Source organism: Kouleothrix sp., from assembly GCF_046328425.1.
In the GTDB taxonomy this organism is placed as follows: Bacteria; Chloroflexota; Chloroflexia; order Chloroflexales; family Roseiflexaceae; genus Kouleothrix.
Genome location: NZ_JAXLWP010000013.1, coordinates 158,155 through 171,150 on the forward strand (window position 1 = coordinate 158,155; position 12,996 = coordinate 171,150).

The window sequence follows — 12,996 nt, forward strand, 5'->3', positions numbered from 1 at the left end:
TGGCACCGCCGAGGAGCATGCATGACCAATAATATCGCGCTTGAGCTGCTGATTCTGTTGTGCCTGACGCTGGCAAATGGCTTCTTTGCGGCGTCGGAGATCGCGATTGTGTCGGCGCGTAAGAGCCGGCTCGAGCAACAGGCCCAGGCCGGCCAGCGCGGCGCGGCCGCAGCCCTGGCACTGGCCGAGAATCCGAGCCGCTTTCTTTCGACGGTGCAGGTGGGCATTACGCTGATCAGCACGTGCGCGGCGGTGTTCGGCGGAGCCGGGCTAAGCGGGGCGCTCGAGGGGATGCTGGCGGGCATCCCCATCTTGGCTCCCTACGCGCGCAGCCTGGCGCTGGCGCTGGTGGTGCTGCTGGTGAGCTACCTTTCGCTGATCGTCGGCGAGCTGGTGCCTAAGCGCCTGGCCCTGCAGAGCGCCGAGGCGGTGTCGAGCGCAGTGGCGCCGTTTATGGGCTTGGTGTCGCGCGCGGCATCGCCGGCTGTGGGCTTCCTGACGCTCTCGACCGAACTTGTGCTGCGGGTGCTTGGCCGCCACAACGTGGCCGAGACGCCGATCACCGAGGACGATATTATCGCCATGGTGCGCGAGGGCGCCTCGGAAGGCACGGTCGAGGCGACCGAGCAGGAGCTGATCACCAATGTGTTCAGCTTTGCCGATCGCACGGTGCGCTCGCTGATGACGCCGCGCACGCAGATCGCCGCAGTGGCGGCCGATACGCCATTCGCCGCCGCGCTCGAGGCGATCGCGGCTGCGGGCTACTCGCGCGTGCCGGTGTACCGCGACTCGCTCGACCAGATCGTGGGCATGCTGTATGTGAAAGACCTGCTGCAAGCCTGGGGCCGGCCTGACCCACCCGACCTGGCCGAGCTGCTGCGGCCGGCGCGCTTCGTACTCGAGAGCCAGCGTGCAATCGTGGTGTTTCAGCAGCTGAAGCAGGAACGCGGCGGCATGGCTATGGTGATCGACGAGTATGGCCAGGTCGCCGGGCTGATCACGCTTGAGGATATTCTGGAGGAGGTCGTCGGCGAGATCGACGACGAGTACGACGAAGCCGGCCAGTCGATCGTGCGGCGCGACGACGGCAGCTACCTCGTCGACGGCCTGATGCCATACGTCGATGTGCGCGAGCAGCTGGGCCTGCCCGAAAGCGCCGACCTGGCGCCGGGGCAAAGCTTCGAGACGCTGGCCGGGCTGGTGCTGGCGCTGCTGGGGCGCATTCCCCAGGCGGGCGACCATGTGATCTGGAATGGCTACCGCTTCGAGGTAGTGGACATGGACGGCCGGCGCATCGACAAGCTGCTGATCGTTCTGCCGCCCGAGCCTGAGGGCGCGCAAAGCGAGCGGGCGCTGGCCACCGGGGCGATTCCGCCGCCCATGCCCGATCAGTCTTGATCGGCGAATAGTGCCTGCTTCTGCTTTTTTTGGTGGGGGTTCGGGGGCGGCTTTGCCGCCCCCGAAATTTTTTGGTATGGCCTGCCCGGCAAAGCCGGGCAGGCCATACCAAAAAGAAAGTGAGCAAACGGACTTGGTAAAAGAACCTTGGAGGGCTGTGCCTTCCAAGGTTCCGCTTATGGCGCGGAGCGCCGCAAGCCGAGCACCGAGGCTAGAAAGTGCCTCTGCCGCAGGCTGCATCAGCTCACAGCGCGGGCCGCCGCCGCACCAGAAACGTAAACTCGCCAGTCTGAAGCGGGTCGCCGTGCGCGTCGACCAGGCGGATGGCCTCGCGGACGATCCCACGGTCGGGGTGGCTGGTTGGCCTGCGCTCGGCGATGCGCACAATCGCGTGTACGGTGGCGCCCATGCGAATTGGCCGCACGAACTTCCACTCGAGCCCGAGAAACGCCATGACATAGTCTGGGTCGATGATGCTGCCGTAAGCCAGGCCGTTGACCAGCGACAAGCCGAGCAAGCCGTGGCCGATCGGCTCGCCGAACATCGTGCCGCGCGCAAACTCGGCGTCGAGGTGCAGCCGGTGGTGGTCGCCGGTCACGTCGGCAAACTGGCGCACGTCCTCCGGGCCGATCGTGCGCGCAGGCGTGACGTGCTCGCTGTCGACGGTATAGTCTTCGTAGAATTTGAGCATGGGCTAGCCGGCCTGTTTCTTCTGGCGCTCGCGCTCGCGCAGCTCGACGCGGCGGATCTTGCCGCTGATCGTTTTGGGCAGCTCGGCGACGAACTCGATCTCGCGCGGGTATTTGTAGGGCGCGGTGGCGCCTTTGACATATTCTTGCAGCTCGGCCGCCAGCGCGTCGGAGGGGCTGTGGCCGGGCGCCAGGATCACAAACGCCTTCACCACCTCGCCGCGCAGGTCGTCGGGGCTGGCGACGACTGCGGCCTCGGCCACGGCCGGGTGCTCGACCAGCGCGCTCTCGACCTCGAATGGGCCGATGCGGTAGCCTGCGCTGAGAATGACGTCGTCGGCGCGGCCCACGAACCAGAAGTAGCCATCCTCGTCGACGATCGCCCGGTCGCCGGTGATGTACCAGTCGCCGCGGATGCAGCCGGCGGTGGCGTCGGGGTTGCGCCAGTACTCTCGGAACAGGCCGAGCGGTCGCTCGGGCGCGATGCGCACACCGATATCGCCTTCTTTGCCGGGCGGCAGGATGGCGCCGTCGTGGTCGACCACCGCCACATCGAAGCCGGGCGAGGGTTTGCCCATCGAGCCGGGCTTGACCTCAAGCGGCGGGAAGTTGGCGCACAGCAGCACGGTCTCGGTCTGGCCGTAGCCATCGCGGATCGTCAGGCCGGTGGCGGCGCGCCAGGTGTCGATCACCTCGGGGTTGAGCGGCTCGCCCGCGCCGGTGCAGTGGCGCAGAGCGGCGAACGAGTAGGCGCCTAGGTCTTCGAGCACGAGCATGCGGTAGATCGTCGGCGGCGCGCAGAAGGTGGTGACGGGGTATTTTTGCAGGAACTCGAGCGTCTCGCGCGGGTTGAACTTGCCGCGCCCGTCGTAGATGAACAGCGACGCGCCCATGTTCCACGGGCCAAACAGGTTGCTCCAGGCAGCCTTGGCCCAGCCTGTCTCGGACATATTCCAGTGCAGGTCGCCGGGGCGCAGGTCGAGCCAGTATTTCCCGGTGATCGTGTGGCCGATCGGGTAGGAGGCGTGGGTGTGCAGCACCATCTTTGGGTAGCCGACGGTGCCCGAGGTGAAGTAGATCATGCACGGGTCGGCGCTGGGGGTGGCGAGGCGCGCGCGCGCATCGGCGGCGGCGGCCACGGCGGGCTCGTAGCTCACCCAGCCGGCGCGCTCGCCGCCCACGACGATCAGCACCTCGAACGAGGGGCACTGGGCGCGCACTTCGTCGAACTTGGCGGCGTTGGCGGCGTCGGTGATCACCACGCGCGTTTCGGCCAGATTGGCGCGGTAGGCGATGTCTTTGGGCGTCAGCAGCGTCGTGGCGGGCATCGACACCGCGCCGACCTTCATGATGCCAAGGATCGCCTCCCACCATTCGACCAGGCGCGGCAGCATGAGGAACACGCGGTCGCCGCGGCGCACGCCCAAGGCCTCGAGCACATTAGCCAGCTGGTTCGAGCGGCGCTTGAAATCGGCGAATGTCAGGCGGCGCTCGCCCCCGTCGTTGCCGACCCAGAACATCGCCTCGTGGCCTGGGTCGCCGGCCCAGCGGTCGATCACATCGAAGGCCCAGTTGAAGTCGGGCGGTACCTCAAGCGAGAAATTTCGCCGCTCGGCCTCGTAGTCGGTCATGGTGTGTCCAGCGTCGGGCGGGCGCGTCATCGCGAAACCTCCTTCGTATGTGCCTTTGATACACCGGTCGGTTGTGGTATATGCCTTGCAGCCAGCGCGAGCCGGCGCGCAGGGCGCGGATATTAGCCGACGACCTGCGCAAGCTCCATGCTCAGCTCCCAGACTTTGCGCCGCAGCTCGGGATCGCGCGTGGCGTGGGCAGGCGCGACCTGGCGCCGGCCTTTGAATAGCTTGCCGGTAACGCCGGCAACCTCGCGCGACGACGCCAGGTAGATCGCGGTGCGCGCGGCGCGCTCGGGCGAGGCGGCAGCCACGCGCCAGAGCCAGCGCACCAGGCCGGGAGCCTCGCGCATCAGGTTGCTGCGCACCAGGCCGGGGTTCGCCAGGTTGAACGTGACACCGCGCCCGTCGAGGCGGCGGGCCAGCTCGAAGGAGCATATCTGGCTGCACAGCCGCGAGGCCGCAAATGCGTCGATGGCGTGAAACATTCGCTCGCTCTGCAGGTCGGCCAGGTCGAGCCGGGTGTCGGCCGGGCCGGTGATGGTGATCACGCGCGCCAGCGCGCCGTTGCGCAGCACGTCGAGCAGCAGGTGCGTCAGCAGAAATGGCCCAAGATGGTTGGTGGCAAACATCGTCTCGATGCCGTCGGGCGTGACGCTGCGGTGGCTGGCGAACACTGCGGCGTTGTGCACCAGCACATTCAGGCGCTTGAACTTTTCGGTGTAGGCGGCGGCGAAGTCGCGCACCGACTGCTGCTCGGCGAGGTCGAGCCGCATGAGTTCGATGAGCTGGCTGCCTGTGGCCGCCTGGATACGCGCCTGTGCGGCTGCGCCACGCGCCATGTCGCGGCAGGCCAGCACCAGCGTGGCGCCCATGCGCGCCAGCCCGGTGGCAATTGCCAGCCCCAGGCCGGAGCTCGCGCCGGTGACAATACAGACCTTGCCGTGCATGAATGACTCGTACGGGTTTGCGCAGCTGGTGGCGATTCGCCGACGGCGACCCTGGCAGCCTCGGAGCATGGCGCACGGCGTGCTGCTGCCGGCGCCATATCTTGTTCGCGGCTTTGGGTAGGTTGAGGCTGGGTATTCCGAGCGTGCCAGCGAGCAGCCAACGCGCGCATGCGAATAGCGATGATCGTACCGGTATGGGACGTGCTAGGCTGGCGATATTATAGCATGGCCTGGCATTGGCCGGGCGCCCCTGGCAGCGGGCTACCTGGCGGGCAAGGCCAGCGTCAGGCTGACCGGGCAGTGGTCTGAGCCAAGCACGCTGGGGTGGATGTCGGCGTCGACCAGGTAGGGCAGCAGGTCGCGCGAGATCAGGAAGTAGTCGAGCCGCCAGCCGATGTTGCGCTCGCGGGCGTTGGTGACCTGCGACCACCAGGAGTACTTGGCTTCGGACGGCCGGGCGTGGCGGAAGGCGTCGACCAGGCCGGCGGCGAAGAACTCGCCGAGCGCGGCGCGCTCCTCGGCGAGGAACCCCGAGGTCATGCGGTTTTCGCGCGGGCGCGCGAGGTCGATCTCGGCGTAGGCAGTGTTGACATCGCCGGCGACGATCAGCGGCCGGCCGGCATCGAGGTAGCCGCGCAGCACCGCGAGCACGTGGCGGTAGAACTCGAGCTTGAAGGCGACGCGCGCCATGCCGCTGCTGCCGGAAGGAAAGTAGATGTTGAACAGCGTAAACTGCGGGAAGGTGCTGATCAGCACGCGCCCTTCGCTGTCGAAGTGCGGCTGGCCCAGGCCGCGAGCCGTGGCCGCAGGCAGGCGCGAGAACGTCGCCACGCCGCTGTAGCCCTTTTTCTCGGCCCAGCACCACTCGCTCTGGAAACCCGCAGGCTGCCGCAGCGCTGCCGATAGCTGCTCGGGGTGGCATTTGGTTTCCTGGAGCATCACAATGTCGGCGCCGCTCGACTGCAGCCACGCCGAGAAGCCTTTCTTCTCCAGCGCGCGGATGCCATTGACATTCCAGGATACAAGCGTGATCGGTTGGCTCATGCCGATAGTATACCAAATTGCGCGCGGGGTTTGTGGGCCGCCAGGTGCCTTGGTCAGGGCTCATGCAACGTCGGCCCTCACCCCCCTTACCCCCTCCCGCGCGGGAGAAGGGGAAGGGGGGTGAGGTCGCCGCCGCGACCGCACCACACAGCCAGATGTGTTACCCCCTCCCTTGTCAGGGGAAGGGGTAGGGGGAGGCGTCGAAAGACGTTGCACGAGCCCTGGTGCCTTGGTGCTTTTTAAAGGTATTCGTTTTTCGCGCTGTGCCAAAGCCACAGCGCGAAAGAGCATCTGTGGGGCGGCTTTGCCGCACCCGCGCTCCCACATTGCTGCTAGGCGCCCACGGCCAGCTCGCGCTCGAAGGTTTCGGCGGTGATGATTGGCAGCCGCACGGTCATGGTTGTGCCGCGGCCGAGCGCGCTCTCGACCTCGATCGTGCCGCCGTGCTCCTGCACGATGCCGTACGAGACCGAGAGGCCCAGGCCGGTGCCGGGCGTCTGGCTGCCGCCCAGCGCGCCCTTGGTGGTGACGAACGGCTCGAAGATTTTGTCGCGCAGCTCGGCGGGAATGCCGGAGCCGGTGTCGCCGACGCTCAGCTCGATCCGATCAAAGCGCTCGCGCAGGCTGATTGTGAGCGTGCCGCCGGCGGGGCGCATGGCGTCGCGGGCGTTGGTGATCAGGTTCAGCACCACCTGCGAGAGCTGCCCCAGGTCGCACACGGTGAGCGGGATTGGCTCGATGTTGCGCACGACATGAATACGCGACTTGTGCAGGTCGATCTCGACGAGCGTGAGGGTTTCGTTGACCGCGTCGGTGATATCGGCCATGGCGCGGTGGTGTTCCTGGCGGCGGGCGAAGGTGAGCAGGCCGCGCGTGATGCTGCGGCCGCGCCGGCACGCCTGCACTACCACCTCGAGCGAGCGATCTTTATCGGTTATGTCGTCGCTCTGGAAGCCCAGCTCGGCGTAGCCCAGCATGCTGCCCAGCAGGTTGTTGAACTCGTGGGCGATGCCGGCGGCGAACGTGCCGACTGCGGCGAGCTTCGAGGATTGGATCAGCTCGGCCTGCTTGTGGCGCAGCTGGTCGAACAGGCGCGCGTTTTCGATCGAGACGGCGGCCTGGTGTGCGAACGAGCTTAGCACGCGCTGCTCGTCGGCGTCGAGGCCGCGCACGCGGTCGAAGGCCAGGCAGATCGCCCCAAGCAGCGGCATGGTCGCGCCCACGCCGTCGCCCTCGCCGAGCAGCGGGATGCACAGCACGGCCGACCAGTCGGGCGCGCCAGGCGGCACCGGGGCAGGGGCCAGCGCCTGGGCGCGCTCGTCGGCCACCAGCATCACGCGGCCACGCTCGAGCAGCGCGAGAAAGCTGCGCGGCTCGGCGATGGTGGTATTGTCGCCGTACGGCAGGTTGTGCAGGGTCATGAGCTGGGGTTGGGCGTTGTCGTCGAGCAGCACCACCCAGCCGGCGGGCGCGTCGAGCAGGGCCGCCAAACGTTGGCACAGCAGCTCGAGCATACTCTGAACGTCGAGCGTGCCGAGCATGGCGGTGGCGAGGGCTTGCAGGCGCTCGACGCGCGTTGCGAGGCGCTCGCTCTGGCGCGCCGTGCGCTCGAGGTCGGCGCTGGTGCGGCGCAGGGCCACCGCGCTGCGGAACAAGTACTGCGCGACGATCAGCGGGGCCAGGCCCAGCAGAAACAGGTATGGGCTGAGCGACCACAGCACGCCGAGCAGGCCACCGAGCGGCACCATCGCCAGGACATACCAGCGTAGCGCGCGCAGGCGCCCGCGCAGCCGCGCCAGCAACGGCTCCTGCCCGCCGTCGACGCCAATGATCAGCTTGACCGTGTAGGCAATCGCGCCGATCAGCAGCAGGCCGAGCAGGCCGGCCGGCGTGCTGTAGGGCAGGGCGCCAGCCGGCTGGCTGAGCAGGTACACCGGCGTGGCGAAGCCGACGATCAGGCAGCGGCTGCCGGCCTCGATCAGTACCTGCTCGAACGAGCGGCGCTTGACCAGCAGCCCGCCCAGCGAGGCGAGCAGCGCGGCCGGCAGCAGCAGCGGCCAGCCCACCAGCGTGAGGCCGGCGATCAGCAGCGCGGGCGTGGGTGTGAGCGCGCTGCCGTCTTCAAGCTCGACGGAAAGCACCTGGCCGAGGACGATCAGCAGCAGCAGCAGCGCCGACGCGCCGATCCACCTGTCGAGATGCGCCGGGAAGCCGAGCGCGAGTGTCAGCGCCGCGCTGATGACCAGAGCAGGCAGCCAGATTCGGACGACAGGTAGTCGCAGTAGTGCGGCCACACGCGACAAACCTGAATGCTTCAATGTCATATGCTTCTCCTAGCGACACGGGCTGTTATAGCACAGCCGAATACGAATAACAAGCCGCTAGGCAGCGATTACGATAACAGTTTGATAACAGATTATTCAGCAGCACAAAGGGGGAAACAGGCAGTCGCACGCTTTCGCTGTGTCGTGGTATGATACGCAGGGTGCGGGCAATCCCGCATGCAGAGCTGGAAGTGTGGCCGAGGAAGTATGAGCCAGACGACATTCGACGCGGCGCCGCTCGACAGCTACGCCGAGCAGATCACCAGCGGTATTGCGATGCTCGGCGGCGTGCTGACGCTTCCGGCGCTGTTTTTGTACCTCAGCGGGATGCTATTGAACGGCGTGGCGGTGACGGGCGCGGTGATCACGCTGGCGGTGGCGCTGGCGCTGTTCATCTGGCTGCTGCTGAACTACCTGGTGCAGCCCACCGCCTACCTGATCGACGACACCCAGCTGGTGATCAAGCGGCGCTGGCCGCGCGCGATGCGCGTGCCGCTCGAGCAGGTCAGCGGTGTTTCGCTGGCGCTGGGCCTGGCGGATGTGCCGCGCTTCGGGCTGCGGCGATCGTTCAACGCCGGGGTGTTTGGCTACCAGGGGCCGTTCCAGCTCGAGCGCTACGGCGCGGTTTTCTTCGCGGCCACCAACCGCGAGCGGCTGGTGGCACTGGCGCGGCGCGACCGCACGCCGCTGATCGTCAGCCCAGCGCGCCCGCGCGACTTTGTGGCGGATCTGCGCGACGCGCTGAGCAAGCGGCCCGAGGCCGACGAGAGCGCCGAGGCGTGAGGGCGGCCGGAACGCAAGGCGACAGGAGCGCCGACCCCTATATGGGGAGCGGAAAGCGGTCGAGCGGAGAGCGATGTAAACCCCGCACGCCTGCAGCGAACCCCCGCGTGTCTGGAGTCGAACCCCGCACGCATGCATTGAACCCCCGCGCGTGTGAAGACGAGCCCCGCACGCCTGCAGTGAACCCCCGCGCGTGCGAAGACGAACCCCGTGCTTGTGGAGTCAAACCCCGCGTGTCTGGCGTCGAACCCCGCACGCGTGCAGTGAACCCCCGAGCGTGTGAAGGCGAGCCCCGCGTGCATGCAGTGAACCCCCGCGCGTGTGGAGGCAAACTCCGCGTACATGGAGTCGAACTTCTATACCGAGCGAGGCGTTGAAGAAAGGGGCGCGGTCTCGCGTGCCCGCGCAGATGCAAAGGCAGTGGCGGGAAAGATCGCGCCGGTACGAAGCCGGGGATTGAAGGAAAGCGTGCGAGAGATTGCGCCGCTCGGTGGTGGCGAGCGCGCGCCGCTGCGGCCTGAGCACGAACCGGCGCAATGCGGTACAATGAACTCGATATTCGGCCATGTGCAAGCAAGAGTACGATCATGCGTTTCCCCCAGAGCGACAAACTCGGTCTGACGTGCGTCTTCGAGGGCCTTGTGCCCGGCCAGCTTCACCCCGACGGCCGGCGCTACCTGCCGCTGATTGTGCTGCGGCCGGCCGGCGCGCCCGCGCCGATCGGCGTGGTCGACCGGCACCACCGCGTCGACCCGGCGCTGGAGGGGCGCGAAGGCGTGGCCAAGCTGGTGTTTCTGCTGAGCAGCGTACGGCTGCAAGAGGGCCGGCCGCGCCAGGGCCTGGCGGCCGAGGAGGGCCTCGCGCCTGGGCGCGCCAGCACCGTGCCGACGGCGTATGGCCGCGTGCTGGCGGTGCCGGCCTGGGAGGCCGAGCGCGAGCACCTGCCGTACGAGGCGCTGTACACCGAGCTGCTGCTCGACATTGGCGTGGGCGTGATCGGTGTGCGCACCAGCGTCACCGCCGCGAGCCTCGCCGAGACGATCGGTAAGTCGCAGCTTGAGCCGGGCGACTGGATCGAGGTGCGCCGATCGCGCATCGACATCTTGAGCTTCGCGACATGAGGATCTAGCCACGACGTACGATCTGCTGGCCCCCCCTTTGCTGGCGCTGCTGCTGTGCTTCTTTCTGGGCTACGCGCCCGCGCGGCTGCTTTTGCCGGCCGCCCCGTGGGCCGAGCGCGCCCTGCTCATGCCACACCTGGGCCTCTCGCTGTTGCTGTGCGTCACCGCCGCGCTCACCACCACCACCGCGCTCGCGCCAACGCGCGTGGCGGCGGGCCTCGCGCTGCTGGCCCTGCCGCTGAACGCGTGGGCTGCGCTGCGCCCCAGCACAAAGAAGCGAGCCCTGCGCTGCGCGAATGCGGCTTCGCCGCGCCGCGCCTTTGTTCGCGAAGCCGCGCCGCTGGCGGCCTGGGCGCTGGCGGGCGTGGCGTTCTGGCTGGCGGTGCTGCCGCCGCTGCGCTGGGGGCTGGCGCTGCCGATCGGCAGCAACTGGGATGCCGCCGAGTTCTACGTGCCGCTCGGGCGGGTGCTCCAGCTCGCATCGCAGCGCGACCTGGCGCTGCTGCCGCGCAACCCGCTGGTGGCGATCGTCACCACGCCGCCGGTTTCGGGCCGCATCCACGCGTTCTCGTACCTCCACGCGGCGGCCAGCGGCCTGGCCGGGGCCGACCCGGCGCGCAGCTACGCCGGCATGATGGCGCTGCTGCTTGCGCTGATACCGCCAGCGGCGTACGCGCTGGGCCGGGCGGTGGGGATGGCGCGGCCGGCGGCGCTGTTAGGCGCGGCGCTGGCCGCGCTGGGCTGGCTGCCGCTGTGGGTGGCGTACAACAGCTTCTCGAACCACATCGTCGGGCTGGCGCTGCTGCCCGCCGCGCTGGCAGGTAGCCTCGCTGCGCTGCGCGGGGGCGGCCGGCGCGCGATCGGGGCCGGCGCGCTGCTGACGGGGGGGCTGGCGACCGGCTACTACCCGGCCCTCACCGCGTACGTGGCGTTTCTTGCGCCGGCCGCGCTGTTTCTGCTGGCCAGGCCGCCGCAGGGCGTGCGGCGCTCGCAGCTCGCCGCGCGCATTGGCGCGCTTGGCGTGCTGGCGGCGGGGCTGAGCGGTGCGGCGCAGGCGTTCTTTTTCTTCAAGCAGGGCTTTCTGCAAGAGATCGGCGACGCCGCCACGGGCTTTCAGATCACCGAGTTTGTGGGCGAGGCCGATGTGCTGGGCCTGAGCGCGTCGTTCAACCGCGAGGCGTTTGTGGCCAGCGAGTGGCTAGTGGCGCTGGCGCTGCTGGTGGCGCTGGCGCTGCTGGTGACGGCGCTTGCGTCGCGGCGTGTGCCGCTGCTGGCGGCGCTGAGCCTGGGCGCGGCGGGGTACCAGGGGTACACCGCTGCGGTGGGCTACTACTACGGCTTCTACAAGGGCGCGACCTTTGCCGTGCCACTGCTGGCGCTGCTGCTGGCGGCTGGCGGGCATGCGCTGTGGCGCCTGGCGCGGCCGCGCTGGCTGCTGTGGCCGGCCGTGTGCGCCGGGGCCGGGCTGATCGTGGCGCTGAACCTGGCGACGACCTGGGCGGTGCAGGCGCGCTACAGCGCCGCCGGGCCGCAGCTGTGGACAGCCGACGAGTTCGCGGTGCTCGACATGGGCGCGCAGGTGCCGGCCGGGGCGAGCGTGCTGGTTGTGCCGCCGCCGCACCACTCCGAAGTATTCAACAGCCTGCTGAGCTACGCGCTGCTGGGGCACGAGCTGTCGGGGCGATTTCACACCGGCTACGGCGCGATCAGCAGCGTGTCAAACGACCCGCCGCCCGACATGGCCTTGCTGCCGTCCGAGGCCGCGCCCGGCGACTACGGCTACCGCCCGGCCGACCTGCGCTGGGCTGGCGGCGGCCTGCGGCTGTATGGGCGCGCGCCGGGCGTGCGCTACCACCGCGCCTTCGGCAAGGCCGCGAGCCTTGCGGTAGTGCGCCCCGGCGCGCCGCTGACGCTGCGCCTTGGCGCCGGGCGGATCGCGCTGCCCGGCGAGCGTGGCCCTGCCTCCACGCCGGGCCAGGCGCGGCTGGTGCTGGCGGCGGCGAGCTTCCGGCCCGCCGCGCTTGAGATAGACAGGGCTGGCGCGAGCGCACGCTACAGCCTGCCGGGCGGGCTGGCGCAGATCACCAGTGAGCCGCTTAGGCTGCCCGGCGAGCTGCGGCTGAGCGCGCCGGGCGACGAGCCGCTGTACCTGTGGTGGGGCGAGCTGTGCGACCCGCAAGCGTGCGAGGGCGGGGTACTGGCGCGCGACGAGGTGTTCGTGCAGGTGACGCCGCGCCCGGGCGGCGACCCCGCGCAGGCCTGCGCCGACATCCGGCTGCACACCGAGCAGCTGCCCGAGGGCCGGCAGAAGCTCACCGCGCTGATCTCGCTGGCATACGCCCCGCCCACCAGCGACGACTGGCGCGAGGTAGGCCAGTGGGTGTTCTTCCCGAATGGCGGCGACCCACTGCTGCTCGACCTCGACATGGCCGGGCTCAAAGCGGCGCTCTATACTGGCGGCCGGCCGGTCGAGCTTGCCGGCGGCGTGGCGGCGCCGGCCGATGGCCGCTACCAGGCCTCGCTGCTGCTGGCCAACGACGCCAAGGTTGTGTATGGCACCACGCTGGCGAGCTGGCAGCGCGCCGGCGGCGCTGTGCAAAAGCCCGTGGCCGAAAGCGTGATCTTCGACGTGGTGCCGCTGCCGCGCCCAGCCAGCGCGCGCGTGGCCCAATCGGCCGACGGCACGATTCGTCTGGAGGGCTACACACTGCCGGGCGCGCGGGCGCGGCCGGGCGCGGTGCTCGAGCTGACGCTGGTGTGGCAAAGCTTGAAGAAGATCGACGGCGACCTGCAGGCGCGCGTGCTACTGCGCGACGCCAGCGGCCGCGCGTTGGCCGAGCAGACCCAGCCGCTGGGGGCGCGCGAACACGGCACGCACGCCTGGCAGGAGGGCGAGCTTGCCGAGCAGCGCGTGGTGCTGGCGCTGCCGAACGATGTAGCGGCTCAGCCTGCCAGCCTGAGCGTCGAGCTGATCGGGCCGGACGGGCGGCCGCTGCCGTTTCGCGACGGGGCCGGGCCGCTGCCGATCGCCGAGCTGGCGCTTGTGCGGTAGAATG

9 protein-coding genes are annotated in these 12,996 nt (G+C 69.0%); 4 read left to right on the plus strand and 5 right to left on the minus strand.

Annotated elements, in window-relative coordinates:
- The first annotated feature begins 21 nt into the window (after positions 1-21).
- Positions 22-1,398 (plus strand): hemolysin family protein, encoded by a 1,377-nt coding sequence (locus tag U0177_RS14035; RefSeq protein ID WP_409571261.1) that lies wholly within the window; start codon positions 22-24, stop codon positions 1,396-1,398.
- A 244-nt stretch (positions 1,399-1,642) separates the two neighbouring features.
- Here U0177_RS14035 and U0177_RS14040 read toward each other — a convergent pair whose 3' ends face one another.
- The 5 genes from U0177_RS14040 to U0177_RS14060 form a co-directional block, all read right to left on the minus strand.
- The gene (locus U0177_RS14040) at positions 1,643-2,089 is read right to left on the minus strand and encodes a MaoC family dehydratase (protein WP_409571262.1); all 447 of its coding nucleotides are present in this window, start codon (positions 2,087-2,089) and stop codon (positions 1,643-1,645) included.
- A 3-nt stretch (positions 2,090-2,092) separates the two neighbouring features.
- The gene (locus U0177_RS14045) at positions 2,093-3,748 is read right to left on the minus strand and encodes an AMP-binding protein (RefSeq protein ID WP_409571263.1); all 1,656 of its coding nucleotides are present in this window, start codon (positions 3,746-3,748) and stop codon (positions 2,093-2,095) included.
- Between the two features lie 92 nt (positions 3,749-3,840).
- Complete coding sequence (locus U0177_RS14050; protein ID WP_409571264.1) at positions 3,841-4,668, minus strand: SDR family NAD(P)-dependent oxidoreductase; 828 nt, start codon at positions 4,666-4,668, stop codon at positions 3,841-3,843.
- A gap of 261 nt (positions 4,669-4,929) precedes the next feature.
- Positions 4,930-5,712, minus strand: coding sequence for an exodeoxyribonuclease III (locus U0177_RS14055; protein WP_409571265.1), 783 nt, complete (start codon positions 5,710-5,712; stop codon positions 4,930-4,932).
- Positions 5,713-6,044: 332 nt separating this feature from the next.
- Positions 6,045-8,036: a sensor histidine kinase gene (locus U0177_RS14060; RefSeq protein WP_409571266.1), complete on the minus strand. Its 1,992-nt coding sequence runs from the start codon at positions 8,034-8,036 to the stop codon at positions 6,045-6,047.
- Positions 8,037-8,243: 207 nt separating this feature from the next.
- Between U0177_RS14060 and U0177_RS14065 the strand changes: the two genes are divergently transcribed.
- From U0177_RS14065 to U0177_RS14075, 3 genes are all read left to right on the plus strand, one after another.
- Positions 8,244-8,819 (plus strand): PH domain-containing protein, encoded by a 576-nt coding sequence (locus U0177_RS14065; RefSeq protein ID WP_409571267.1) that lies wholly within the window; start codon positions 8,244-8,246, stop codon positions 8,817-8,819.
- Between the two features lie 587 nt (positions 8,820-9,406).
- Positions 9,407-9,940, plus strand: a complete 534-nt coding sequence (locus tag U0177_RS14070; RefSeq protein ID WP_409571268.1) for a hypothetical protein — start codon at positions 9,407-9,409, stop codon at positions 9,938-9,940.
- Between the two features lie 37 nt (positions 9,941-9,977).
- Positions 9,978-12,992: a hypothetical protein gene (locus U0177_RS14075; protein WP_409571269.1), complete on the plus strand. Its 3,015-nt coding sequence runs from the start codon at positions 9,978-9,980 to the stop codon at positions 12,990-12,992.
- The last annotated feature ends 4 nt before the right edge of the window (positions 12,993-12,996 follow it).

Excerpts from the sequence above, each read along its gene's own strand:
- U0177_RS14035 (WP_409571261.1), top strand. The coding sequence starts at position 22 with ATGACCAATAATATCGCGCTTGAGCTGCTGATTCTGTTGTGCCTGACG.
- U0177_RS14040 (WP_409571262.1), bottom strand. The coding sequence starts at position 2,089 with ATGCTCAAATTCTACGAAGACTATACCGTCGACAGCGAGCACGTCACG.
- U0177_RS14045 (WP_409571263.1), bottom strand. The coding sequence starts at position 3,748 with ATGACGCGCCCGCCCGACGCTGGACACACCATGACCGACTACGAGGCC.
- U0177_RS14050 (WP_409571264.1), bottom strand. The coding sequence starts at position 4,668 with ATGCACGGCAAGGTCTGTATTGTCACCGGCGCGAGCTCCGGCCTGGGG.
- U0177_RS14055 (WP_409571265.1), bottom strand. The coding sequence starts at position 5,712 with ATGAGCCAACCGATCACGCTTGTATCCTGGAATGTCAATGGCATCCGC.
- U0177_RS14060 (WP_409571266.1), bottom strand. The coding sequence starts at position 8,036 with ATGACATTGAAGCATTCAGGTTTGTCGCGTGTGGCCGCACTACTGCGA.
- U0177_RS14065 (WP_409571267.1), top strand. The coding sequence starts at position 8,244 with ATGAGCCAGACGACATTCGACGCGGCGCCGCTCGACAGCTACGCCGAG.
- U0177_RS14070 (WP_409571268.1), top strand. The coding sequence starts at position 9,407 with ATGCGTTTCCCCCAGAGCGACAAACTCGGTCTGACGTGCGTCTTCGAG.